Below are 24,883 nucleotides of genomic sequence, written 5' to 3' on the forward strand. Positions count from 1 at the left end.
TATGAATACTACTGAACTATTGAAAAAACTGACATCGGCAGTCGGTGTCAGCGGTATGGAAAATAATGTGTCAACTTTGCTTGCCGATATGCTCAGGCAATACGGTGAAGTTACGGTTGACGATATGAACAATGTTGTTTGCACCTTCGGCAACGGAAAACACTTTTTGCTTGATGCTCATCTTGACGAAATCGGATTTATCGTTAAATCAATTACCGATGACGGCTTCATCAAGGTTGATGAATGCGGCGGAATTGATGAGCGTATGCTCCTTGCAAGCGAAGTTTCAGTGTGGGGCAAAAAAGAGGTTAGGGGCGTTATTTCAAACTTGCCTCCTCATCTTCAAAAATCAGGCGAGAAGAAACCGCCAAAGATTGACGAAATCGCAATTGATGTCGGTATGACAAAGGCTGAAGCCGAGAAAATCATTTCTCTCGGCGACCGTGTAACATTCAAGCGTAATTTCAATGAACTTGTCGGCACACAGGTTTGCTCAAATGTTCTTGACGACCGAAGCGGTGTTGCTTCAATCTTGCTTGCGGTTGAAAAATTAAAGAATGTTGATGCAAAGATAACCGTTTGCTTTTCTTCACAGGAGGAAGTCGGCACAAGGGGTGCAAAGACCGTTGCTTACGGCAAAGAAGTTGACGAAGCGATTGTTGTTGATGTGTCTTTCGGCTACACTCCGATGTGCAAAAAGTCAGAATGCGGCGAAATCGGCAAGGGTGTTATGATTGGTGTTTCTCCGATTTTGGATAACGCTATGTCAAACAAAATGCAGGAGATTGCAAAAGCTAAGAACATTCCTCATCAAATCGAGGTTATGGGCGGCGGTCACACAGGCACAAATGCCGATGTGATTACAATCAATCAGTGCGGAATAAAAACTTCGCTCCTTTCAATCCCTGAGAAATATATGCACTCACCGATTGAAATTGTTGATACAAAGGATGTTGAAGCAACAGCCGATTTGATTTGCGAATATATCAAGGAAAGTGTGGGTGATGTAAATGCTTAAGGATTTATGCCTCATTAACGGCACTTCGGGTGACGAGGGCAAGGTGCGAGATTATATTATCACTCAAATCAAAGATTATTGTGAATATTCGGTTGACAATATGGGTTCGATTATTGCGTATAAAAAGGGCAAAAAAGCACCTACGCAAAGGATTAGCATCAACGCCCATATGGACGAGGTCGGATTTATTGTAACAGGCATAACCGATGACGGCTATTTGCGTTTTACTTCTGTCGGCGGTATAGACAGCAGAGTTTGCCTTGACCGAATTGTTACAGTTGGCAAAAATGCTGTTAAAGGCGTAATCGGCGATAAGGCTTTTCATCTTCTTTCTTCCGATGAAAAGGGCAGCTGTCCGAGTTTTGATGATTTGCTTATCGACATCGGTGCAACTTCAAAAGACGAGGCAGAACAATATGTTTCACTCGGCGATTTTGCATATTTTGACTGCGATTATGTTGAACTCGGAAACGGATATATCAAGGCAAAGGCACTTGATGACCGTATAGGTTGTATGCTGATGATTGAACTTATAAAAAGCGAACTTGAATATGACACAGTATTTTGCTTCAATGTTCAGGAAGAAGTCGGACTTCGTGGCTCAAAATGCACTTCATATGCTGTTGATGCGGATATTGCGATTGTTCTCGAATCCACAACTGCGGCGGATTTGGACGGCGTATCCGGTGCAAACAGAGTTTGTGTCCTCGGTGACGGTCCTGTAATTTCGTTTATGGACAATCGTACGATTTATGACCGAAAACTGTTTGAACTCGGCTTTGCCGTTGCAAAGGAAAACAATATTCCTGCTCAAACAAAAACAGCGGTTGCAGGCGGAAACGATGCAGGCGCAATTCAAACAAGCGGTGACGGAGCAAGAGTTATGGCAATTTCTCTCCCAACTCGCTATATTCACTCGGGTGCAAGCGTAGTTAAAGCGTCCGATATAGATGAAACAAGGAGATTACTAAAGGCGTTGCTACCTAAATTGACCGATTAATCGGATAGGTATGCCTTGATGGATTTATGATAGAAATAATAGACTCAGCAGAACAATTTAACGAATGGACAAAGCGTGACATCTACTCAATTAGGGTGTTGTCATTGCTTGAGTCCTATGGAACAAAATATCATTTTGCAACATTTTACCGTCAAATTATTGACGGCAAAATCACGGCAATTCTCTCACGGCTTGACAACGACATAACCCTTGCACTCGATGATGGCTTTGATAATGCGGAATTTGTAAGATTTTTTTGTATAACGGGGCACGGTGCAATTCTTTGCGATCCTGCTTTTGAATTCGGTGCAAAATATGATGAAGGCGTAATTATGTCGTGTGAGCACAAGCTGGAAAGCGTTGTTCACGGAGCAGAAATTGATGAATATCCAAAACTTATGGACCTTTTCAATTTTGTGGATTATGACGGTCAGGATTTCAAGGCTTGGTATGTTGATATAAGTCACAGAGTAAGGCATAATACCGCTAAAGCATATACTTTAAACTTTGACGGAAATATCATTTCAAGCGGTATTTTGTCATCAATTTATGACGGCTACGGTGTGCTTACAGCCGTAAGAACAGCAGATGAGTTCAGGCGTATGGGATATGGCGGACATCTTGTGTCTTATATTTGCTCGGATGTCAAAAACACCGTATATATAATGCGTGAAAAGGACATTAACGAGCATTTTTACACCGAACTCGGATTTGAAAATACAGGTATATGGAGAATGTACAGATGAACCCATTTTTTAATATTGATGAAAAAATAGAAACAATGTCACAAAAAGCTCTCAATAAATGTCAAGATGCTTTTAAAATCATTGATGAAATAACGGAATATAATCAACTCAAGGTGCAAAAAGCTTTTATTGATAACGGTATATCCGAAAGTCATTTTGCATCATCAACAGGCTACGGCTACGGCGACCGTGGCAGAGAAACTCTTGATAAAGTATGGGCACAGGTTTTCGGTGCCGAGGACGCTCTTGTTCGTCATAACTTCACTTGCGGAACGCACACCCTTGCAACTGCACTTTTCGGCGTGCTTCGTCCGGGCAATAAGATGCTTTGCGTAACCGGCACACCCTATGATACCATACATAATGTAATCGGTATTTCAGGTGAGGGAATGGGCTCATTAAAGGATTTCGGAGTTGAATATGACGAGGTCGCTTTAAAAGACAATGTGCCTGATTTGGAAGCTATCAAAAATGCGGTTGATGACAGCGTGACTATGGTTTATATTCAGCGTAGCCGTGGCTATGAACTTCGTCCGTCGCTCACAGTTGATGTAATTGCCGATATTGTCAAAACAGTAAAGGCTAAAAATCCAAATGTAATTGTTATGGTTGATAACTGCTATGGTGAGTTTACTCAAAAACTTGAACCTACCGAGGTTGGTGCGGATTTGATTGCAGGCTCACTCATCAAAAATGCGGGCGGCGGAATTGCAAGCACAGGCGGTTACATTGCAGGCAGACACGATTTGGTCGAAAAGTGTGCTTATAGGCTTACCACTCCGGGACTCGGCAAAGAAGTTGGTTGTACAATCGGTATGAACAGAGAACTCTATATGGGATTGTTCTTTGCTCCGCATACTGTTGGCGAAGCTCTTAAAAGTGCTGTTTACATTTCTGCTCTTTTTGAGGGCTTCGGTTATGATGTAACACCTAAATATAACGAAAAACGAGGCGACATTGTTCAGTGCCTCGGTCTTGAAAATGAAGAAAGCCTTGTTGCTTTTTGTCAGGGTATTCAAAGCGGCAGTCCGATTGACAGCTTTGTTTCACCTGAGCCGTGGGATATGCCCGGCTATGACAGCAAGGTAGTTATGGCAGCAGGTGCCTTTACATTAGGCTCATCAATCGAATTGTCTGCCGATGCGCCTATTCGAGAGCCGTTTTATGCTTGGATTCAGGGCGGACTCAATTTTCATTCGGCAAAAATTTGTGCTAAACTTGCGGCACAATCTATGCTTAATAAGGGGTTGTTAAAAGGTGGAATATAACTATAAAGGAATAAAACCCGAAAGTATTGAACTTCTTTGTCTCAATCGTTTTAACGATTCAAAACCGTTTTATGAGGAACACAAGGAAGAACTTAAACAGGGAATTACCGTTCCGCTTCGCCAAATGGTGCTCGATATGTCGGATGTGCTGTTTGACATTGATGACAAAATGTATCTTGACCCTGTAAGAGTTCATTCCCGTATTCACAGAGATACAAGGGGCAACCGTTCAAAGATTAAATACAGAGAAAATATGTGGGTGTTCTTCAGACGATATAAAAAAGAATATCCGTCTGCACCTTTTTATTATTTTGAATTTTATCCAAATTGTTACGGTTACGGTCTTGTTTTTTGGACTTGGAAAGCAAGCGATTTCAGGCTTGTTCATCAAATGATTGTTGAACAGCCAAAAAGATTCAGAAAAGCACTAAAAGCGTGTGAGGATGCGGGTTTTACCTTCGATGCACACGATTACTATAAAAAAGAAATTTATCCCGACGCTCCAAAGGATTTAAAACCTTATTTGCTTGCGAAAAACTTTTCGTTCACATATAACAGCGTTGATATGAGCAGAATAGCATCAAGCACAATTATTGACGAGATGAGGCTGGCTTTTGACATTGCCCGTCCTATGTATGAGTTTATGATTGAAGCACACGAAAAAATGATGTTTGAGGGTCTTATAAAACCGGAGGAATAATTGCTATGTTACAGCTTGTACTCGGTCGTTCCGGAAGCGGTAAAACCGAATATGTCTTTTCACACATAAAAGAACTTGTTGAAAGCGGAGAACAAAATATTCTTTTGATTACTCCCGAGCAGTATTCTTTCATCAGTGAAAGACGACTTCTAAAGGATTTGGGAGAAAGCAGAGTCAATTCGGTAGAAAATGGCTCTTTTTCCCGTTTGTCAAATGAAATTGCCCGAAAATACGGTGCCGCACCTTTGCCTGTTTTAAGTAAAGGTGCAAAAGCGGTTGTCTTTAAAAAAGCCTGTGAAAGTATCAAGGACGATTTAAAACTTTTCGGCAAAAACACCGATAATGTTGCTTTTATTAATTCGGCAATTAAGATTTATGATGAGATGAAGTCTTGCCGAGTTTCAGCCGAAGATGTTATGAAAGCGTCAGTTAATACCGAAAAAGAAACTCTGTCGCAAAAGTTATATGATATTTCTCTTATTATGTCTGCTTACGATTCGTATATAGCCGACAGATTTCTTGACGGTGCAAGCGAACTTACAAGACTTTATGAAAAACTTTTGAATTTGGACTATTTTGTGGGCAGAACCGTATTTATAGACGGTTTTAACGGTTTTGTTGCTCAGGAATATAAAATTCTTGAGATTATTTTGGCTCAGGCAAAAGCTGTTTATATAACTTTTGGCACAGATTCACATCTGAATAATGACAAATACAATCTTTTTTCATATGTAAACAGCAATATTAATTATCTTAGAGAAGCCGCACAAAATGCCGGCACCTCAATGCTTGCTCCTATTTATTTAACCGAAAATCACAGGTTTAACAATGAAGAACTCAGGTTAAGTGAAAAGTTTGTTTTTTCAAATGTAAAAGAGCCTCGTGAAGAAGTACCGCAAAATATAGAACTTTACGGTGCAAAAAATGTTACGGATGAATGTGATTTTGTGTCAGACAGAATTTCAAAATTGCTTCGCTCGGGTGTCAAAGCGTCCGATATTGCCGTGATTTGCCGTGATTTGGATAAATATCAAAAAGAACTCCAATTTTCTTTTTCAAAATATAATATTCCTTATTTTGATGATGAAAGGCAGAATATTTCGTCCGAGCCTCTTATTATGTTTGTTAATTTCCTTTTAAGATGCTCGATATATTCACTTTCATCAAATGATATTTTTTCAATGCTCAAAACAGGTCTTACCGCTCTTGAGGATGAGGCTGTCAATGAACTTGAAAATTATGCTTTTATATGGAACGTTAACGGCTCAAAATGGAAAAAAGAATTTACAAATTCACCAAAAGGCTTTTCGGAAGAAATGTCCGAAAACGATATAAAAAAACTTAAAAATATAAATGACAGCAGAGAATATGTTGTCAGCCGACTTCAAAATTTTATGGCATCTTGTAAAAAGAAATGCACCGCAGATATTTGCAAGGCTGTGTATTTTACGCTTATTGATTTTTCGGTAGACGAAAATCTCCGTATTCTTGCAAAATCGCTTAATGAAAACGGCAAGTCCGTTCTTGCTTTTGAGCAGGGCAGAGTTTGGGATTTACTTATGAATATTCTTGACAGGCTTGCAACCGTTTCAACAGATGAAGAACTTACCGTTAAGGATTTTTACAAGCTTTTCAATCTTATGATTATGAATGAAGACCTCGGCTCTGTTCCGTCCGGTCTTGATAATGTTCAAATCGGTTCTGCCGACAGAATCAGATGCAACAATCCGTATGCTGTTTTTGTTGTCGGTGCAAATGAGGGTGAGTTTCCTCAAGCTGTTACTTCCTCCGGTTTGCTGTCCGAAAGTGACAGAAATATTCTTATAGACAATAAATTCAAATTATATTCATACGGTGAAACTCTTAATGCACAGGAAAAATATTTTGCTTATATGGCTCTTGCCGCACCGAGCGATAAACTTTATGTATCATTCAGAAACAGCAGTTCCGACGGTGCCGAGAGTATTATTGTCAGCGAATTAAAAGCACTGTTTACAAACCTCCGGGTTAATTCAGCCGATTATGATTATTCTCTTTCAAAAGTTGAAACCGATGCCAATACCTTTGAAATTTTGGCTTCAAACTATGATGACAATGCCGAATTTGTTGCAACATTGAAGCAATATTTTGCCGAAAAACCCGAATATGAAAGCAGACTTTCAGCGGTTGAAAGACTGTCAAAAAATGATAATATAATAATTAAAAATCCCGATTTGGCACGAAAACTTTTCAAAAACGATATGTACCTTTCAGTGTCAAAAATTGAGGATTATTATAAGTGTGCCTTTAGGTATTATTGTAAATTCGGGCTTAATGCCCGTCCGAGAATAAAGGCGGAAATGAACCCTATGCAAACAGGTTCGGTTATTCACTATGTTCTTGAATGTATCATCAAAGAATACGGCTCAAAAGGGATTTTAAGCCTTGATAACGCCGAGATAACGAGTATTGTAAGAAAATACTTAAAAGAGTATTTGGAAACAAAAATGGGCGATTACAGCGAGTTTACAGTCAGGTTTAAGTATCAGTTTATGCGTTTGTCAAAGCTTATTTCGTATGTTGTTTTCAGACTTCGTGACGAATTTGAAAACAGTGATTTTGAACCTCGTGCCTTTGAACTTTCAATCGGTAACGGTGAAAACGGCGAAAGCGTAAAATCACAGGTTATCAATCTTGCGGACGGCGGCACAATTCAAATAAGAGGCTCTATCGACAGAGTAGATACATATACCGAAAACGGTGAGCAATATGTCCGTGTTGTGGATTATAAGAGCGGAACTAAAAAATTTAAACTCAGTGATATTTTGTATGGCCTTAATTTGCAAATGTTCGTTTATTTGTTTACGCTTTGCAAAAGCGACAACGAACTTGCAGGTAAGGAAGCCGGGGTTTTGTATCTTCATTCGGCAAGAAGCATCTATAATGTTTCAAGAAACAGTCTTTACAATGAGGTTTCGGATGGGGATGACAAATCATACAAAATGCTAGGAGTCGTTCTTAATGATGACGAACATAAAATTGCCGAGCATATGGAACATGATTTAAAGGGCAGATTTATAGATGCAAAAGCTTATGCCAAAGGCGGAGTTGGCGGCAGTATCGTAAGCCTTGAGGATATGGGTAGAATTTCGCATAAAATAGACAGTCTGATTGAACAAATGGGTATTAATCTCCATATGGGCAAAATTATGCAGAATCCCGTTGATTCTCCGACACATAACAATACTTGCGAATTTTGCGATTATTCTTCCGTTTGTGCCAACAGAAAAGAAATTGAACCTAAAGAGTTGGAAGAGTACTCTTTTTCAAAGACACTTGAAATACTGAAGGAGGATGATACAAATGCCTAATTGGACAAAACCGCAACAAAATGCTATAGAAGCCCGTGGCAGTAACATTCTCGTCAGTGCGGCGGCAGGCTCCGGAAAAACCGCAGTTTTGGTAGAGCGTGTTATACGGCTTATTACAGATGTTACGCTTAATGTAGATGTTGACAAACTTCTTATAGTTACATTTACAAATGCAGCGGCGGCAGAAATGAAAAGCAGAATTGCCAAAGCTTTGCTTAAAATTATAAAAGAAAATCCAAACGATACCAACGCCCACAAACAGCTTTCGCTTTTGCCTAATGCCAAGGTTTCAACTATAGATTCGTTTTGTATAGGATTGGTTAGGGAAAATTTCTTTAATCTTGATATAGAACAGGATTTTAAAATTCTTGATAATTCCGAAAATTCTATTCTTGAACAAACCGCAATAGATGAAGTCCTCGGTGCTCTTTATGAAGAAAACGGCGACGGATTTAAAGAACTTGTTGATATGTTTTCATCAACAAAGGACGACAAGGGCTTTGCCGAAACAGTAAAAAAAATCAGTCACTTCATTTCTTCGCAGTCTTTTCCGAATATTTGGCTTGATGAAGTTTGCGAAGAATACAATCCCGATGTTAAGTTTGAGGACTCATTTTTTGCTCAGTATGTCTTTGATGAAACAAATGAACTTTTAACGGTTGCAAAAGACCTTTATATACAGTCAAAACAAGCATTGACCCCGTTAAACGATAAGCATTTAAAACTTCTTGATATGCTTGACAGCGATTATAAAATTATAGATGCGTTGCTAAAAAATGCCGCAAACCGTAAATGGGACGAACAGCTTGATGTGCTTGAAAATCTCTCGTTTGTAAGATTTCCGACCGTTAAATGCAATGAAAAGGATTTTGTAAAAGCCAATAGAGATTTGTATAAGGAGATTATTACTAAATCAATTGCTCCTATGTATTCGGTACGAAGCAAAGATTACACAAATGATTGTATGTTGCTTTATCCTGTAATAAAAAAACTTACCGAAGTTGTAAAACTGTTTAATCAAAAAACATATGAAATGAAAAAAGAAATTAACTCTTTTACTTTTTCGGATATTGAGCATTTTGCAATTAATCTTTTGTTTTATCCCGATGAAAACGGTGATATTGTAAGAACCGATTTGGCAAAAGAACTTGAATTATCGTTTTACGAAATTTTAGTTGACGAATATCAGGATACCAATTCGGCTCAGGATATGCTGTTTGCCGTTTTGTCAAACGACAAAAATCGATTTATGGTAGGGGATGTTAAACAAAGTATTTACAAATTCCGCCTTGCAATGCCTTTTATCTTTACAAAGAAAAAGGATGCTTATCAATTATATGATAAAGACAGTAATGCAACAAGGCAAAAAATCATTTTGAGCAATAATTTTCGCTCACGCAAGGGCGTGTGCGATTATGTCAATTTTGTTTGCAAAAATATAATGTCCAAAAAAGTCGGCGGTATAGATTATAATGAAGAGGAAATGCTTAATTCTTCCGCTGATTTTAATGATACGGATGTGCCGTCGGCTCAAATAAAATATGTTTCCGTTCCCGACGGTGAAAATGCCGATGAATACGAAGCACATCAAATTGCCAATTATATTATTAAAAAGGTTAATAATAAAGAAAAAATTAAAGACGGCGATATTTATAGAGAAATTCGCTACGGTGACTTTGCAATTCTTCTTCGCAGTGCAAAAGGAAGAATGAATGTAATTGCCGATGTCTTTGCCGGGTACGGTATTCCTACAGTGTCAAATAACAAGGTTAACTTGCTTGATAATAAGGAAGTTGTAATTTTGCTTAATTTCCTGCGTGTTATAGACAATCCTACACAGGATATTCCGCTTCTTGCAACGCTTATGTCTGTATTTTACGGTTATAGTGCTGATGAAATTTCACAAGCAAAGGTTGATTATCCTTACGGTAATTTGTATTCTTCCGTATCAAAATCCGATGTTTTTTCAAAATTTGTTGACGATTTAAAGATGTACAGAGAATTCGCTTCGTCAATGAGCGTAGAAAATCTTGTTCGCCGAATTATAGGCGATACATCATATTTGTCTGTTATATCCGCTATGGGCAATCATGAGCAAAGAGTGCAAAATGTTAAGCTTCTTATTGATATTGCAAAAAAATTTGATAACGGCGAAAATGTCGGACTGACCGCATTTATCAGATATGTTGATTATATTATTGAAAACAAATTTAATGTGGAAAGTGCTACAGTAAACGATGCGGGTAAAGACGCTGTTGCAATTATGACCGTTCATCACTCAAAAGGACTTGAATTTCCTGTGTGTATTCTTGCCGGAGCAAATCGTAAATATAATAAGGATGATGTTAATAAAGACCTTATTCAGCTTAACGCTCGGCGTGGTATAGGAGTAAAAATCTATGACGATCAAACGCTTTGCAGATTTAATTCGCTTCAATTCAGCGTTATTAAAGATATCAATACATATGAAATGATGAGTGAAAATCTGCGTGTCCTTTATGTTGCAATGACAAGAGCGAAAGAGCAGTTTGTAACCTTTATATCCGTGTCGTCTAAAGGCGGAGTGGAAGCGTATGTTGATTCACTTTCAAAAAAACTTATTTCTTCAAGTTCTTCAACTGTGCCGATAATATCTCCTTTTACGGTAAAAAAAGCCAATACGGACGCCGAACTGTTAACTCTCTGTGCACTTATACATAAGGATGGAAGTATTCTTCGTGATATGTGTTCAAAAGACGATATAGGCTTTGATATGTATTCGGATTTTCATTTGGATATTGAACTTCCCAATAAAGAAATTGAGCCTGAACAGCAGGAAAAATTGCAGGTTCCTTATAATCCCGAACTTCTTTCTCGACTTAAAGATAAACTTAGTTTTAGGTACGAACGCCTCGGAGTGTCGGAATTTACTTCAAAGCGTACCGCTTCATCTCTTGATGCCGCCGAGCAGGATTTTAAATATCTCACTTCATCCAAACCGGCGTTTTTGAACAAAGAAAATATGACTGCGGCACAAAAGGGTACGGCAATGCATACTTTTATGCAGTTTTGCGATTATGATTTTGCAAAGGCAGACCTTGAAAATGAGATTGAACGATTGGTTTCTCTTTCGTTTTTAACCGATGAGCAGGCAAAGAGTCTTGACAGAAAAAAACTTTCGGCATTTTTTAACGGAGCTTTTGCCGAGAGAATGTTCGGCAGTGCACATATTTACCGGGAAATAAAAGTTTCGTCATTCGTTCCGGTTAACGAAATTGAAGATACGGAATTTACCGATGAAGTCCTTATCCAAGGTATTGCCGATTGTGTATTTGAAGAAAACGGAGAACTTGTGCTTGTTGATTATAAAACCGACAAAGCAGACAGTGAGGAAGAACTCATTGATAAATACAAAAATCAAATTGCTTTTTATAAAAAAGCAGTGGCAAAAACATTAATGAAACCGGTAAAAGAAGCGGTATTGTACTCGTTTTCACTAAATAAAGTGTGTATTTACAAATAAATTCAAAAAAACACTTGCATTTTGTGTTAAACTTTGTTATAATTCTTGCGTTATAAGATTTAGTTGAAAACAGCTATATTCTTTCGACTATCGGCAATTTAAGCGAGGTGAAAGTAATGAAAGACGGAATTCATCCAGAATATCAGACATGCACAGTTAAGTGTGCTTGCGGTGCAACATTTGAAACAAAGAGCACTAAAGGCGATATGAAAGTTGATATTTGCTCAAAGTGTCACCCATTCTATACAGGTAAGCAAAAGCTTGTAGATACAGGTGGACGAGTTGAGAGATTCAACAAGAGATTTGCTAAGAAGGGCTAATCAAAAAATAACGGCAACAGTTGGTACAACCTCTGTTGCCTTGTTTTTTCTTTTGGAGGATGTATGGAAGAATACAGAACCGTTGAAATTGCTTCGGATGATTTTTTTATTGAGAAAAAGTCAAAGTTTATAGGTTATGCAAAGCCGGTTAAGACCGTAGAGGAAGCAACAGAATTTATTTCACAAATCAGATCAAAACATTGGGATGCAACTCACAATGTTTATGCCTATATTTTGCGTGAAAACAACACACAACGATATAGTGATGACGGAGAACCCGGCGGAACAGCGGGTGTTCCTATGCTTGATGTTTTGCTCAAGGAAAATCTTGTTGATGTCTGCGTTGTCGGCACAAGATATTTCGGCGGAACTCTCCTTGGTGCAGGTGGTTTGGTTCGTGCATATAGCCATACCTCAAAAATTGCTGTTGAGGCTGCACACATCATCACTATGGCAGAATGTGATGTAATGAGTGTTGCGGTTGATTATTCGTTTTATGAGAGAATGAATAATCTTTTGTCCGACTTTTCGGCAAATATTAAAGATACTGTGTTTGCCGATAATGTAAAAATCATTTTTTCAATAAAGAAGGATAAGGTAGAACCTTTGCAGGAGAAGTTGACGGATATAAGCAATGCAAAATATGCTCTTGAATATCTTAATTCCGAATTCGCAAAAGTATAATAAAAAACAGGAGGCTAATCTGCTTCCTGTTTTCTCTGTTCTATTGGTTGATGTTAATTACATTTATCTCCGGATGATTAAACAGCCTAAAAGGGAATTCTGCGTTTCCGAGTCCTCGTGAAACAATCAACTTCGGTCTGTCACCAAACGAGCCTTTTGCGTATTTTGGAAAAAGTCCTTGACCGGGTGAAAACACAGGACCGATGAACGGCAAACAAAATTGTCCGCCGTGTGCGTGCCCCGACAGTTGTATGTCAAAATCATATTGACTGTAATTCATTTCTCTCACATTTTTAAAATTTTCCGGGAAATGTGAGAGTACAATTTTAAATCCGCTGTTGCTTTTTAATTCAGCAAAATACGGCGACATATCCTTGTAAACAAAAGTTCCGTTCTTTCGTGTCTTGTAGTCTTTAAAGTCTGCTTGATTTTCATCAAGTCCTAAAATATTCACATCAAATCCTTTATCGTTATAAACAGAAATTCTGTTGAGCAAAACGATAAACCCGATGTCAGAAAGTTCTTGCATTATACTTTCAAAATTGTCAAGTCGTCTTTCGTGGTTGCCTGTGATGTAGTAGACCTTTGCAATTTTAACAAGTTCTTTGCCGTAGGCAAGCATTTTGTCCTTGTTTTTGCATCGGTCGTTTATATAATCGCCGGTTATGCAGATTATATCGGGATTAAGTTCTTTTGTTATTTTTAAAACTTTAGCAAACGGTTTTGAATGCAAGTCGCTCAGCTGAACAATTCTGAGTTTGCCGCATTCCGTTGATTTTATATTATGATTTGTAATATCAACCGTGTTATTTTGCAGATATAAAAATATAATCAGCAGTATTAATATAATTAAAGCCGTAATTGTAATTAAAATATATTCCATAAAACACCTCTTATTTTATGATACATTTTTATTTTTTGCCCGTCAAGATAAAAAAATAAAGGATTTTTTATATTTTTAGAGTATAGTATAATGGATAGAAAAATTCAGTAGCATTTTGACGAAAGGAGAGGGGTATGGATAAGTGCATCCGTCAAATTTCCGAGGAAAACGAAAAAATGATTTTGTCACCCAATGCGACATTATCTTCACAAAGCAGAGGAAGACTCAGGGAAGAACCCGAGTGTGATATAAGAACAGCCTTTCAGCGTGACCGTGACAGAATTATTCATTCGCAGTCATTCAGACGATTAAAACATAAAACTCAAGTGTTTCTTGCTCCGTCGGGTGACCATTACAGAACAAGACTTACTCATACGCTTGAAGTTTCGCAAATAGCAAGAACAATAGCAAGAGCACTTCAGCTTAATGAGGACTTAACCGAAGCCATTGCTTTGGGTCACGATTTGGGTCACACTCCGTTTGGACATGCAGGTGAAAGAGCACTTGCCAAACTTTCGCCAAACGGTTTTAAGCATTATGAACAAAGTGTTCGTGTAGTTGATATTTTGGAGAAGGACGGTAAAGGGCTAAATCTTACCGATGAAGTCAGAAACGGCATTTTATGCCACACCGTCGGTGAAGATGCCTATACTCTTGAGGGCCAGATTATTCGTATTGCCGATAAAATAGCATACATAAATCATGATATAGACGATGCTATTCGTGCAGGTGTTATGAATGAGGAGGATATTCCGCTTGATATAAGAATGGACCTCGGTATGACAAAAAGTGAGCGTATAAATAATATGGTGCTCAATGTTATTGAAAACAGCAATGACAAAAAAATTCTTATGAGCGACGATTTTTGGGAGCTTTTTAACGATTTGCACGATTTTATGTTTGTCGCCGTTTACAAAAATCCTGTTTGTAAAGGTGAAGAAGTCAAAGCCGTTGCAATGCTTGAACAGATTTACGCTCATTATATAAATCATCCCGAAGAAATGCCGGAGCAATATGTAGGTATAGCCGAAAACGAAGGAACAGACCGTGCCGTATGTGACTATATTGCCGGTATGAGCGATAATTATTCCGTAAAAATATTCAATCAGTTATATGTTCCGAAGTTTTGGATAGAATAATTTTTATATTGTTAATTTTGAGAAAGGAGCGAGTGTATGCCGTCGCTTTCAGACAGCTTTTTGCAGGAATTAAAATTGAAGACCGATGTTGTGGATGTTGTTTCAAGCTATGTATCATTAAAAAAACGCGGCAATACTTATGTAGGGCTGTGCCCGTTTCATAATGAAAAAACTCCTTCTTTTACAGTATATGAAAATACGCAGAGCTTTTACTGTTTCGGTTGCGGTGCAGGCGGTGACAGTGTCAGTTTTATGCGTAAAATAGAAAATCTTGATTATATAGATGCGGTTAAACTTTTGGCTCAAAGAGCGGGTATGCAAATGCCCGATGACGGATACGATGATTCTATTTCCAAAAAACGCAGAACAATATTGCAGATAAATCGTGAAACAGCTAAGTTTTACCACGCTTATATGATGAGCGAACAAGGCAAAATCGGGTTGCAATATTATCTTGATCGAGGCTTGTCGATAAAAACAATTCGTCACTTCGGTTTAGGTTACGCTCCGAATCAATGGGATGCACTTTTGAAGCATTTAAAATCAAAGGGCTTCAATGTTACCGATATGGCAGTCGCAGGTGTTGTGAGAAAAGGCGAAAAAGGCTATTATGATTATTTCAGAAATCGTGTTATGACGCCTATCATTGATGTTCGCGGTAACTTTATAGCTTTCGGCGGACGGGTTCTCGACGATTCAAAACCTAAGTATATCAATACTTCCGACACGCTGGTGTATAAAAAAACAAATGAAGTTTTCGGTCTTAATTATGCAAAGGACAGCGGCAAAGACAGCTTGATTCTTTGCGAAGGATATATGGATGTTATTGCAATGCATCAGGCAGGATTTACAAATGCCGTTGCAGGCTGCGGAACAGCTCTTACAAATGAGCAAGTACGCTTGATTTCGCGTTATGCAAAGGAAGTTATACTTGTTTACGATAATGACGAGGCAGGTCAAAAAGCACTTAATAAAGCAATTTCATTGTTTGACCAAATTGATATCGGAATAAGTATTCCGACTTTGAGCGGTGGTAAAGACCCTGATGAAATTATTAAAAATCTCGGCAGAGCACGGTTTGAGGATATGCTTGACGGTGCTTCAAATGAGGTTGAGTTTGCAATTATGAAACTTCGCAAAAATTTTAATTTGCAAACAACTCAAGGTAAAAGTCAATTTGCAGGTGAGGCTGTAAAGGTTCTTGCAAACGCAACACCTATAGAACAGGATTTGTATTTGTCTCGTCTTGCCGATGAACTCGGAATAGAAAAGCGTGCAATACAGGCTCAACTTTCCGAATATGTAAGACGCAGGTCAAACGGCAGAAAAAAACGAGAATTCAGCAAGATTATTGACGATGATTTGCGTAAAATAAGAAAAGAAAGCTTTGATGCCGACACTTCAACCGTTTCGCTTAAAGCACAGGAAAGAGTTATCGGACTTTTGATGACATACCCGGATTGTTATTTGTTGTGTAATGATTTTAATGTTGATGAGTTTACACCGGGATTTTACAAAAAAGCTTTTCAAACCGTTAAGGAGCGAATAGAGGATAATTTATCACTTGATTTGATTATGTTCAATGAAGTTTTTACAGATGAAGAAATGGGAAAGTTTACTCAAATAGTTTCCTCATCGCAAAACAGCAGTAATCCAAAAAAGGAGTTTACAGACTGCTTGAATATAATTAACAGGGAATACACAAAACAAAATTCAAAAAGCACTTCTGAAATGAATGATGATGACTTCAGAAACTTTTTTAATAAAAAGAATACATAAAACGAGGAGATTATTATGGAAAAAAAGCAAGTACCCGTAACAGATGCGGAAAAGAAAAAAAACGCATTTAAAAAAATAATTGAAGAAGGTAAGCAGGCAGGCCACCTTACAGCACAGGAGATTGATAATCTTATTGTTGAACTTGACCTTGATGTTGATGAACTTGAAAAACTTAATGAACAAATTGACGCAAATAATATCAGTATTATTGATGATTTTTCATCGGAAGCACTTGACGGAATCTCTCTTGAAGTAGATTTGCCTAAAGAAACTGACGCTGCCGATTCTGTAGCTGTTAATGACAGTGCCCAAATGGATGACCCTGTTAAGGTATATCTTAAAGAAATCGGCAGAATTCCGCTTTTAACCGCTGAAGAAGAAATTGAACTTGCCATGAAGATAGCCGATGATGACGAAAATGCCAAGAAACGCCTTGCAGAGGCTAACCTTCGTTTGGTTGTAAGTATTGCAAAAAGATATGTTGGCAGAGGTATGCAATTCCTTGATCTTATTCAAGAGGGCAATCTCGGTCTTATTAAAGCTGTTGACAAGTTTGATTACACAAAGGGCTTTAAGTTCTCAACATATGCAACATGGTGGATTAGACAAGCTATCACAAGAGCTATTGCCGATCAAGCAAGAACAATCCGTATCCCTGTTCATATGGTTGAAACAATCAATAAGGTAAAAAAAGCACAATCGCAACTTCTTCATCTCAACGGTCACGAGGCAACTCCCGAAGAGATCTCCGAATATCTTGAACTTCCTGTTGATAAGGTAAGAGAGATTATCCGTGTTTCGCAAGAACCTGTATCACTTGAAACTCCTATCGGTGAGGAAGAAGATTCACATCTCGGCGACTTCATTCCGGATGACGATGCTCTTGCACCTGCCGATGCCGCATCTATGAGTCTACTTAAGGAACAGCTTGCAGAGGTGCTTAAAACTCTCACTCCGAGAGAGGAAAAGGTGCTCAAACTCCGTTTTGGTCTTGAGGACGGAAATCCTAAAACTCTTGAAGAAGTCGGCAAGGAATTCAATGTAACCCGTGAGCGTATTCGTCAAATCGAAGCAAAAGCACTTCGTAAATTACGCCACCCAACAAGAAGCAAAAAATTAAAGGACTTTTTAGACTGATGACAGAAGAAAAGATTAAAAGAATTAACGAGCTTGCTCATAAATCCAAAACAGTCGAGGGGCTTACCGAGGCTGAAAAGGAAGAACAGGCAAATTTGAGACAGGAATATATCAATTCGTTTAAGGCGAGCCTTATCGGTCAGCTTGAAAACACATATATTGTTCGTCCTGACGGAACAAAAGAACATCTTGAAAGAAAAAATAAAAAATGGGAAAATTAATTATTATGGAGGGCTTGGACGGTAGCGGAAAGTCTACTCAAACCGACCTTCTTGAAAAGTATATTGCTCAAAATAATATTGAATACAAAAAGATTAAACTTCCGGATTATGACAGTCCGTCAAGCACACTTGTAAATATGTATCTTGGCGGAGAATTCGGCACTAATGCGACAGATGTTAATGCTTATGCAGCATCTGCATTTTATGCCGTTGACCGTTTTGCATCTTTTAAACTGAAGTGGAAAGAGGATTACGAAAACGGAAAACTTATTCTTGCCGATAGGTATGCAACATCAAATCTTATTTATCAAACAGAAAAGATTGATGAAAGCAAGTGGGATGAATATATCAAATGGTCGGAGGATTTTGAATATAACAAAATAGGAATTCCCCGTCCCGACCTTGTAATTTTTCTTGATATGCCTGTAGAAATCTCTCAAAAGCTAATGACCTCACGCTATAATGGTGATGAGAATAAAAAGGATGTTCACGAAGCAAATGTCGCATTTCTTAATGCTTGCAGAAAATCGGCTCTTTATGCCGCAAAAAAACAAGGATGGGCTGTTGTTGAGTGCTCTGACGGAAAAAATCCGTTGCCGATAGATGTAATTCATAACAAAATCATTCAGATTGTAGAAAAGGAAATTAACAATGCTTGAATTTAAAAAGCCTGAAATATCCGATAAAGAATGGGCAAACAAATGCCTTGCACATGCAAACAGTATGAACTGTGAATATACTTTTGGCAATTTGTTTATCTGGCAAAAATCATATTCCACCGAAATTTGTAAGTATAAAGATTTTTTGATTTGCAAATGGAATGATGAGGGCACAACCACTTATTCATTACCGCTTGGTGAGGGTGATTTTACCGATGCTGTAGATGCAATAATAGATTATGCAAAATCACTTGGTGAAACACCTGTTATTTACGGTATCACCGATGGTTATTTAGGCCTTATGCAAGAGGCTTTTACCGGTAAATTCACATATAAATATGATGACGGTAACAACGATTATATTTATTCAACCGAAAAAATGGCTTCGCTTTCAGGTAAAAAATATCACGGTAAGCGTAATCATATAACTAATTTTAAAAAGAACAATCCCGATTGGTCATTTGAAAAACTGTCAAAAGATAATATCCCTGAATGTATCAAACTTCATTCTAAATGGATTGAAAATAAAGACCCTGATGATGAGGATTATTCATTTGAATTTGAGGCGGTACTTTCTGCATTTGAGCATTTTGACGAACTTGATTTTGTGGGCGGACTTATCAGAGTTAACGGCGAAGTTATTGCTTACACTCTCGGTGAGCCGCAAATGAGCGGTCATTGCTTTGTTTCACATTTTGAAAAAGCTCCGGCAGATGTAATCGGTGCTTATGCGATTATCAATCAGGAATTTACAAAAAATTGCCTTATGGAATACGAGTATGTCAATAGAGAGGAAGACCTCGGAATAGAGGGACTTCGCAAGGCTAAGCAGTCTTATCATCCCGAAATCTGGCTTGAAAAATGTACGGCGGTATATAATGATTAAGATAACAAAAAGTGTAGATGATATTGTGCCGCTTTGGTCTGAAGCGTTTGGCGACAGCAGGGAAGACATAGTCTTTTTTATAGAAAATATAAAAAATGCAATTTGCTTTGCATATTTTGAAAAAAACAAAGCAGTCAGTATGTTGTATCTTGTTGATTGTGTTCTTGATGGTAAACAGTCGCATTATATTTATGCGGCTTGTACAACACAGAATTGCAGAAAAAAAGGATTTATGAGTGCTCTCATTAAGCATTGTGTTGCTGAATTTGATGAAGTGTGCCTTATTCCGGCAAATGAAGAATTAATTGAATATTATAAAAGACAAAATCTAACTTTTGAATATTCTGTTGATAAATTAAAATTTGATGAGTGCAGGGAATTGATTGACGAGTATCTCTATGCGGGTTGCTCGCTTAAAACTCCTGTTGTACTTTCAAACAAAGGGGAATAATTATGGTTTATGTATTTTTGGCAGACGGTTTTGAAATTATCGAGGCATTGTCACCGGTTGATATGCTTCGCCGTGCTAAGATTGAAACAAAGCTTGTCGGCGTAACGGGTGAAATTGTTACTTCGTCCTGCGGCGTTGCCGTAAAAACCGATATGCAAATTGATGAGTTCGATTTTTATGATGTAGAGGCTGTTGTATTGCCGGGCGGAATGCCGGGTACTCTCAATCTTGAAAACAATCAAACGGTTCAAAATATAATCGATAACGCAAGTAATACAAATGCTTTTATTTGTGCGATTTGTGCTGCTCCGTCAATTCTTGGACATAAGGGACTTTTGAACGAAAGAGAAGCTACTTGCTTCCCGGGATTTGAAAATGCTCTTGAAGGTGCATCTCTTTCTGAAGATTTTGTTGTAACAGACGGCAAGTTTATTACTGCAAGAGGTGCCGGAGTATCTGTTGACTTTGGTCTTGAAATAGTAAAACAACTTCGAGGCGAGGAACTTTCAAATGAAATCAGAAGCCAAATTCAGTGCAGATAAAAATGAACTTCGCTCATACATAAAAACGAAGCGAAAGTCTATTGAAAATAAAGTTGAAAAAGACAGCCTTATTGCACGAAATCTTTTGTCACTTGATGAAATAAAAAAAGCCGATACTGTTTTGTGTTATATTTCTCTTGATGATGAAATTTGCACAGATGGGTTAGTCAGTGCTCTGCTTGCTTCAGGCAAAAGAGTCGGTGCACCTTATTGTTTAGATAATAAAGGCAATATGGATTTTTATTATATAACCGATTTTAATGATTTAAAAATTCAATCATTCGGTGTTCGTGAACCGGTTATCGAAAAATGTAAAAAGGTTGCTTCTTTTGACAATACAATTATCATCTTGCCGGGGCTTTGCTTTGATAAAAACGGCAATCGTCTTGGTTACGGAAAAGGGTATTATGACAGATTTTTGCAAATTCACTCTTTAATTTCTGTCGGTTTGTGTTATAATAGCCTTATTGTAAAAAATGTTCCGACAGATATATACGATAAAAAAGTTGACCTCATCGTTTCTGAAAACGGTGTTGTCAATGTCAACGGAGGGAAAAATGGATAAGTACGGTTTCAATAACGGAAATAAAAATAATCCGGATTTCTATTTTTCAAACAGCGAGGTAACGCCTCCTGTTAATAATAAAAACAATGCCCCAACCAATACCAAAACAAAAAAGAAGAAAAAGGCTTCAAGCGGTGTAGGTTCAACCTATCTTTTCTTTATAATTGTTATTGCCGTATCGGTTGTTATATCAATTTATGCAATTTTTTGTATGAATGATATTTTTGCAATTACAAAGACAAAGTCAAATGTAACTCTCTCTTATTCGCAGGCAGTTGAATCATCGGATGATGCGGTTGATATGCTTGCCGATAAAGGTCTTATAAGATGCAAAAATTTTTGTAAGTTTTTTGTTAAGTTCAGGGATAAAATGATTAAAACTTCTCGACTTGGCGGTCCGTATGAGGCAGGCGTTTATTATCTCAACGGTAAAATGGGACTTGAGGGTATGCTTGTAACAATGCACGGTGACACCTCATCAAGCGAAACGGTTACTTTAACTTTCCCTGAAGGTCTTACAGTTCCCGAAATTGTTAATAAACTGTCGGAAAATGATGTTTGCGACAAAACAGCACTTCTTTCCGTTATTCAGTCAACCGATTTCACTTATTCACTTGTAACAAATCTTAAAGCGAGTGATTCTGTTCCGTATAGACTTGAGGGCTTTATGTTCCCGGATACTTATGAGTTCTTTATTAATGAAAGTGCCGCAAGTACCGTTCGTAAGTTTCTTGAAAACGGTGATTCAAAGTTTACTGAAAAATACAAGCAAAAAGCAGAAAAGATGGGATATTCTACCTATCAAATCATAACCATTGCTTCTATTATTCAAAAAGAAGCCGCAAACGATGACCAGATGAAAACGATTGCTGGTATACTTTATAATCGTTTGGAGGATACCGTTAACTTCCCGACCTTGGGTTGTCAGTCCACTTCCGACTATATTACAAACAAGGTTGCACCTAATTTGTCGTCAACTTCATCTCATACTTCGGAATACTATATGACATATTACAATACCAATTTGTCATCAACTGTTGTCGGTTTACCGGCAGGTCCTATTTGTAATCCGGGTATAAATGCAATTCGTGCCGCTTTGTATCCAAAAGAAACATCCGCAAAGTTCTTTTTCCACGATACAAAAGGCAATATGTACACAGCAAAAACATACAGTGAATTTAAACAAAAGGTACAAACCTACGCACCTTATTTGGAATATTAATATATGAATCAAAAATTAGAATTACTTTCTCCGTCGGGAGATATAGACAGATTAAAATTAGCGGTAAAGTTCGGTGCCGATGCCGTTTATGTCGGCGGTGAAATGTTTGGTATGCGAACAAATCCGTCGAATTTCAATGCCGAACAATTAAAAGAAGCGGTGAATATTGTTCACTCGGCGGGTAAAAGACTTTATTTAACATGCAACACCTTGCCGAGGAATAATGAACTCGGTGCGTTGCCTGATTATCTTAAATATGTTGCCGAAATCGGTGTAGATGCTCTTATCATTGCAGATATGGGTGTGCTTTCATTAGCAAAAAAGTATGCACCCGATACCGAAATTCATATGTCAACTCAAGTCGGTATTGTCAATTATGCGGCGGCTAATGCTCTTTATGATATGGGTGCAAAGCGTATAGTTACCGCAAGAGAACTTTCGCTTGATGAAATTAAAACTATTCGTGAAAAAACAAATCCTAATTTGGAAATTGAGGTCTTTGTTCACGGAGCTATGTGTATGTCTTTTAGCGGAAGATGTATTTTGTCGGATTATATGGTAGGCAGAGATGCCAACAGAGGCGATTGTGCTCAGCCTTGCAGGTGGAAATATCATCTTGTTGAGGAAACTCGTCCCGGTCAGTACTTTCCTATTAATCAGGACGAAAACGGCACTTATATTTTCAACTCTCGTGATTTGTGTATGATTGACCATATCCCTGAGCTTGACCGTGCCGGTATTGATTCATTTAAGATTGAGGGCAGAGCAAAGAGCGAATATTATACCGCTATTGTAACTTATGCTTATCGTCATGCTATTGATGAATATTTAAAAGGCGGCAGAAAAGAAGATTTTGTTCCGTCACAGTGGATTCTTGACGAAATGGAAAAAATGAGCCACCGTGAATACACAACAGGCTTTAATTTCGGACCGATTAAAAACGGTCAAGTGCTCGATACAGGCGGATATATCCGTAATTGGGATGTGTGCGCACTTTACAAGAGCCAACAAAACGGACGCCTAACAGTTACACAGCGTAACAGATTTTATCAAGGCGACATCCTTGAGGTGGTTGAGCCGTTTAAGCAACCGTATCAAATTACTGTTGAAGAACTTTATAATGAAAAAGACGAAGAATTTGTTGATGTTGCAAACAAGGCAACCGATGTGTATTCTTTTAAGTGCGAAAAAGAAATATCACCCGATGCAATTTTCAGAGTGGAGCGTAAATAAAATTAACCCCTTTTGTACATAATCAGTACAAAGGGGTATTTTTATGTATAAAAGAATTTTGTCGTTTTCACTTGCGATAACCTTGCTGCTTTGTGGAATTTGCGGAAGAATCGGTTACATTATATTCAGCAAAAACTATGTTGTTTCGGGCGGAAAAAATTCGTATTCCGTAACTATTGATCGGAAACAACCAACAGTTTATTATCGCTCAGGGATTGTTGCAACAAATAATGCTTATAAATATATTGCTGTAATTCGTCCTAATCCTCGTTCAATCGGCGAACTTGAAAAAGTTTTCTCAAAATCTGAACAAAAAGAAATTATCAACGAATTGAAAAACGGAAAACCTGTTGTTCGTTTGCTTGATGAGTATCCGTCACAAACATTCAAATCAATTAAGGTATATAAAAGATATGACGATGACAACAATCTTCATCAAATTATTGCAAAGCAATCAAACGGGTTGCTTAATCATACAGGCGAAGAAATAGGTAAAAGCACGGTTATGTTCGGTGTAGACGCAAACGGAAGAATTCTTGACGGTGACGGAGGAACTCTTGAACAAACTAATTATGATTCAAAAGAAGGTTATCGTCTTTCTGTTGATAAAAGAATTCAGGATATAACAGTTGATGCTTCTTCAAAAATGAAAAACGGATGCGTAATTGTTATGAATACCAAGGATTACTCAATTCTTGCGTGTGTAAACAAGCCGTTTGATAATTATTTAATCAAAGCATTCAGTCGGTATTCTGTGGGTTCTGTGTTTAAAATAGTCGTTGCCGCCTGTGCTCTTGAAAATAATGTGAACATTAAATATAATTGCACCGGTAAAATTAAGGTAGGTGATACCGAATTTTCCTGCCAAAATAATCATATTCATTCAAATCAAACACTCAAACAGGCACTTGCCAATTCGTGCAACTGCTATTTTGTAAATTTAGCAAATACTTTGGGTAGTGATAAATTGCTTGAAACTTGCGATAAGTTGGGCTTTAATGATTATACAAATCTATTTGACGGATGGAATATAGTCAATTCATATTTGCCGACAAAATCGGATTTGCTCTCAAAAGGCGAGCTTTCTCTTTTCGGCTTCGGTCAAGGTAAGTTAACCGCTTCACCGCTTCAAATCGCTTCCGTACTTTGCACAATAGCAAATGACGGTTACTATTCACAGCCTAAACTTGTCCTCTCAAATGTAAACAATCAAAATGTGCAAACTGATATTGTTTATCCCTCAAAAGAAAAAGTTTTGAAAACAAATACTTGCAAAAAACTTATTGAATATATGCGTTATGTTGTTACCGACGGAACAGCCCGTATTGTTATGAACGGCGACAAAAAGTCGGCAGGTAAAACTGCAACTGCTCAGACAGGACAGTATTATAACGGTGTAGAAAAATTAAACACTTGGTTTGTAGGCCTTTATCCGTATGATAATCCCCAATATGCCGTTGTTGTTATGACAGAACAGGGAAGTTCCGGTGCTGAGGATTGTTGTCCGATTTTCAGTACTATAGTTGGACAACTTGAAAATTTGTGATATAATATAGCCATAGCATATGTTAAAGGAGA

General features: G+C 37.8%; 22 protein-coding genes. 21 read left to right on the forward strand and 1 reads right to left on the reverse strand.

Annotated features, from left to right (window positions below):
* Position 1 precedes the first annotated feature (1 nt).
* The 9 genes from Q0E08_RS06940 (at position 2) to Q0E08_RS06980 (ending at position 12,588) form a co-directional block, all read left to right on the forward strand.
* Positions 2-1,018 carry a M42 family metallopeptidase gene (locus Q0E08_RS06940; RefSeq protein ID WP_294778337.1) on the forward strand — a complete coding sequence of 339 codons (1,017 nt, stop codon included), beginning with the start codon at positions 2-4 and terminating at the stop codon, positions 1,016-1,018.
* Positions 1,011-2,018 carry a M42 family metallopeptidase gene (locus Q0E08_RS06945; RefSeq protein ID WP_294778339.1) on the forward strand — a complete coding sequence of 336 codons (1,008 nt, stop codon included), beginning with the start codon at positions 1,011-1,013 and terminating at the stop codon, positions 2,016-2,018. Before Q0E08_RS06940 ends, Q0E08_RS06945 begins: the two co-directional genes overlap by 8 nt.
* A gap of 26 nt (positions 2,019-2,044) precedes the next feature.
* Complete coding sequence (locus tag Q0E08_RS06950; protein ID WP_294778341.1) at positions 2,045-2,764, forward strand: GNAT family N-acetyltransferase; 720 nt, start codon at positions 2,045-2,047, stop codon at positions 2,762-2,764.
* Positions 2,761-4,032 (forward strand): methionine gamma-lyase family protein, encoded by a 1,272-nt coding sequence (locus Q0E08_RS06955; protein ID WP_294778342.1) that lies wholly within the window; start codon positions 2,761-2,763, stop codon positions 4,030-4,032. Before Q0E08_RS06950 ends, Q0E08_RS06955 begins: the two co-directional genes overlap by 4 nt.
* Positions 4,022-4,732, forward strand: a complete 711-nt coding sequence (locus tag Q0E08_RS06960; protein ID WP_294778344.1) for a DUF2461 domain-containing protein — start codon at positions 4,022-4,024, stop codon at positions 4,730-4,732. The genes Q0E08_RS06955 and Q0E08_RS06960 overlap by 11 nt, the downstream gene beginning before the upstream one ends.
* 5 nt (positions 4,733-4,737) lie before the next feature.
* Complete coding sequence (locus tag Q0E08_RS06965; RefSeq protein WP_294778346.1) at positions 4,738-8,082, forward strand: PD-(D/E)XK nuclease family protein; 3,345 nt, start codon at positions 4,738-4,740, stop codon at positions 8,080-8,082.
* Complete coding sequence (gene addA / locus Q0E08_RS06970) at positions 8,075-11,584, forward strand: helicase-exonuclease AddAB subunit AddA (protein WP_294778348.1); 3,510 nt, start codon at positions 8,075-8,077, stop codon at positions 11,582-11,584. Before Q0E08_RS06965 ends, addA begins: the two co-directional genes overlap by 8 nt.
* Before the next feature lie 116 nt (positions 11,585-11,700).
* Positions 11,701-11,904 (forward strand): 50S ribosomal protein L31, encoded by a 204-nt coding sequence (gene rpmE / locus Q0E08_RS06975; RefSeq protein ID WP_177665206.1) that lies wholly within the window; start codon positions 11,701-11,703, stop codon positions 11,902-11,904.
* A 63-nt stretch (positions 11,905-11,967) separates the two neighbouring features.
* A complete protein-coding gene (locus tag Q0E08_RS06980; protein ID WP_294778354.1) occupies positions 11,968-12,588 on the forward strand; it encodes a YigZ family protein in 621 nt (206 codons plus the stop codon).
* Between the two features lie 40 nt (positions 12,589-12,628).
* Here the strand turns inward: Q0E08_RS06980 and Q0E08_RS06985 are convergent, their stop codons facing one another.
* Positions 12,629-13,471 (reverse strand): metallophosphoesterase, encoded by an 843-nt coding sequence (locus Q0E08_RS06985; RefSeq protein ID WP_294778356.1) that lies wholly within the window; start codon positions 13,469-13,471, stop codon positions 12,629-12,631.
* Between the two features lie 134 nt (positions 13,472-13,605).
* On the opposite strand from Q0E08_RS06985, the gene Q0E08_RS06990 reads away from it, so the two are divergent.
* Genes Q0E08_RS06990 through Q0E08_RS07045 form a run of 12 tightly spaced genes read left to right on the forward strand, consistent with a single transcriptional unit; the run spans position 13,606 to position 24,851 of the window.
* Complete coding sequence (locus tag Q0E08_RS06990) at positions 13,606-14,610, forward strand: deoxyguanosinetriphosphate triphosphohydrolase (protein ID WP_294778358.1); 1,005 nt, start codon at positions 13,606-13,608, stop codon at positions 14,608-14,610.
* Positions 14,611-14,646: 36 nt separating this feature from the next.
* Entirely contained in the window at positions 14,647-16,389 is a 1,743-nt protein-coding gene (dnaG, locus tag Q0E08_RS06995; RefSeq protein ID WP_294778360.1) for a DNA primase, read from the forward strand.
* A 15-nt stretch (positions 16,390-16,404) separates the two neighbouring features.
* Complete coding sequence (gene rpoD / locus Q0E08_RS07000; protein WP_294778362.1) at positions 16,405-17,526, forward strand: RNA polymerase sigma factor RpoD; 1,122 nt, start codon at positions 16,405-16,407, stop codon at positions 17,524-17,526.
* Entirely contained in the window at positions 17,526-17,747 is a 222-nt protein-coding gene (locus tag Q0E08_RS07005) for a DUF896 domain-containing protein (protein ID WP_294778363.1), read from the forward strand. Before rpoD ends, Q0E08_RS07005 begins: the two co-directional genes overlap by 1 nt.
* Positions 17,735-18,406 (forward strand): deoxynucleoside kinase, encoded by a 672-nt coding sequence (locus Q0E08_RS07010; RefSeq protein WP_294778364.1) that lies wholly within the window; start codon positions 17,735-17,737, stop codon positions 18,404-18,406. Before Q0E08_RS07005 ends, Q0E08_RS07010 begins: the two co-directional genes overlap by 13 nt.
* Complete coding sequence (locus tag Q0E08_RS07015; RefSeq protein ID WP_294778366.1) at positions 18,399-19,292, forward strand: DUF2156 domain-containing protein; 894 nt, start codon at positions 18,399-18,401, stop codon at positions 19,290-19,292. The genes Q0E08_RS07010 and Q0E08_RS07015 overlap by 8 nt, the downstream gene beginning before the upstream one ends.
* On the forward strand, positions 19,285-19,743 hold the full coding sequence (locus Q0E08_RS07020; RefSeq protein WP_294778368.1) for a GNAT family N-acetyltransferase: 459 nt from the start codon (positions 19,285-19,287) through the stop codon (positions 19,741-19,743). The genes Q0E08_RS07015 and Q0E08_RS07020 overlap by 8 nt, the downstream gene beginning before the upstream one ends.
* A gap of 2 nt (positions 19,744-19,745) precedes the next feature.
* Positions 19,746-20,285: a DJ-1 family glyoxalase III gene (locus tag Q0E08_RS07025; RefSeq protein WP_294778370.1), complete on the forward strand. Its 540-nt coding sequence runs from the start codon at positions 19,746-19,748 to the stop codon at positions 20,283-20,285.
* A complete protein-coding gene (locus Q0E08_RS07030) occupies positions 20,254-20,850 on the forward strand; it encodes a 5-formyltetrahydrofolate cyclo-ligase (RefSeq protein WP_294778373.1) in 597 nt (198 codons plus the stop codon). The genes Q0E08_RS07025 and Q0E08_RS07030 overlap by 32 nt, the downstream gene beginning before the upstream one ends.
* Positions 20,843-22,072 (forward strand): endolytic transglycosylase MltG, encoded by a 1,230-nt coding sequence (mltG, locus tag Q0E08_RS07035; protein WP_294778375.1) that lies wholly within the window; start codon positions 20,843-20,845, stop codon positions 22,070-22,072. The genes Q0E08_RS07030 and mltG overlap by 8 nt, the downstream gene beginning before the upstream one ends.
* Positions 22,073-22,075: 3 nt before the next feature.
* Complete coding sequence (locus Q0E08_RS07040; RefSeq protein WP_294778377.1) at positions 22,076-23,305, forward strand: U32 family peptidase; 1,230 nt, start codon at positions 22,076-22,078, stop codon at positions 23,303-23,305.
* Positions 23,306-23,348: 43 nt separating this feature from the next.
* Positions 23,349-24,851: a penicillin-binding transpeptidase domain-containing protein gene (locus Q0E08_RS07045; RefSeq protein WP_294778379.1), complete on the forward strand. Its 1,503-nt coding sequence runs from the start codon at positions 23,349-23,351 to the stop codon at positions 24,849-24,851.
* Positions 24,852-24,883: the final 32 nt, after the last annotated feature.

Origin of the sequence: uncultured Eubacterium sp., assembly GCF_934561735.1 — a bacterium.
GTDB lineage: Bacteria > Bacillota > Clostridia > Oscillospirales > Acutalibacteraceae > Eubacterium_R.

Coding starts and splice junctions, on each gene's coding strand:
- Q0E08_RS06950 (WP_294778341.1), top strand. CDS start 2,045: ATGATAGAAATAATAGACTCAGCAGAACAATTTAACGAATGGACAAAG.
- Q0E08_RS06990 (WP_294778358.1), top strand. CDS start 13,606: ATGGATAAGTGCATCCGTCAAATTTCCGAGGAAAACGAAAAAATGATT.
- dnaG (WP_294778360.1), top strand. CDS start 14,647: ATGCCGTCGCTTTCAGACAGCTTTTTGCAGGAATTAAAATTGAAGACC.
- Q0E08_RS07030 (WP_294778373.1), top strand. CDS start 20,254: ATGAAATCAGAAGCCAAATTCAGTGCAGATAAAAATGAACTTCGCTCA.
- Q0E08_RS07020 (WP_294778368.1), top strand. CDS start 19,285: ATGATTAAGATAACAAAAAGTGTAGATGATATTGTGCCGCTTTGGTCT.
- Q0E08_RS07015 (WP_294778366.1), top strand. CDS start 18,399: ATGCTTGAATTTAAAAAGCCTGAAATATCCGATAAAGAATGGGCAAAC.
- Q0E08_RS06940 (WP_294778337.1), top strand. CDS start 2: ATGAATACTACTGAACTATTGAAAAAACTGACATCGGCAGTCGGTGTC.
- rpoD (WP_294778362.1), top strand. CDS start 16,405: ATGGAAAAAAAGCAAGTACCCGTAACAGATGCGGAAAAGAAAAAAAAC.
- Q0E08_RS07005 (WP_294778363.1), top strand. CDS start 17,526: ATGACAGAAGAAAAGATTAAAAGAATTAACGAGCTTGCTCATAAATCC.
- mltG (WP_294778375.1), top strand. CDS start 20,843: ATGGATAAGTACGGTTTCAATAACGGAAATAAAAATAATCCGGATTTC.
- Q0E08_RS07010 (WP_294778364.1), top strand. CDS start 17,735: ATGGGAAAATTAATTATTATGGAGGGCTTGGACGGTAGCGGAAAGTCT.
- Q0E08_RS07025 (WP_294778370.1), top strand. CDS start 19,746: ATGGTTTATGTATTTTTGGCAGACGGTTTTGAAATTATCGAGGCATTG.
- Q0E08_RS07045 (WP_294778379.1), top strand. CDS start 23,349: ATGTATAAAAGAATTTTGTCGTTTTCACTTGCGATAACCTTGCTGCTT.
- Q0E08_RS06965 (WP_294778346.1), top strand. CDS start 4,738: ATGTTACAGCTTGTACTCGGTCGTTCCGGAAGCGGTAAAACCGAATAT.
- Q0E08_RS06985 (WP_294778356.1), bottom strand. CDS start 13,471: ATGGAATATATTTTAATTACAATTACGGCTTTAATTATATTAATACTG.
- Q0E08_RS07040 (WP_294778377.1), top strand. CDS start 22,076: ATGAATCAAAAATTAGAATTACTTTCTCCGTCGGGAGATATAGACAGA.
- rpmE (WP_177665206.1), top strand. CDS start 11,701: ATGAAAGACGGAATTCATCCAGAATATCAGACATGCACAGTTAAGTGT.
- Q0E08_RS06955 (WP_294778342.1), top strand. CDS start 2,761: ATGAACCCATTTTTTAATATTGATGAAAAAATAGAAACAATGTCACAA.
- Q0E08_RS06945 (WP_294778339.1), top strand. CDS start 1,011: ATGCTTAAGGATTTATGCCTCATTAACGGCACTTCGGGTGACGAGGGC.
- Q0E08_RS06980 (WP_294778354.1), top strand. CDS start 11,968: ATGGAAGAATACAGAACCGTTGAAATTGCTTCGGATGATTTTTTTATT.
- addA (WP_294778348.1), top strand. CDS start 8,075: ATGCCTAATTGGACAAAACCGCAACAAAATGCTATAGAAGCCCGTGGC.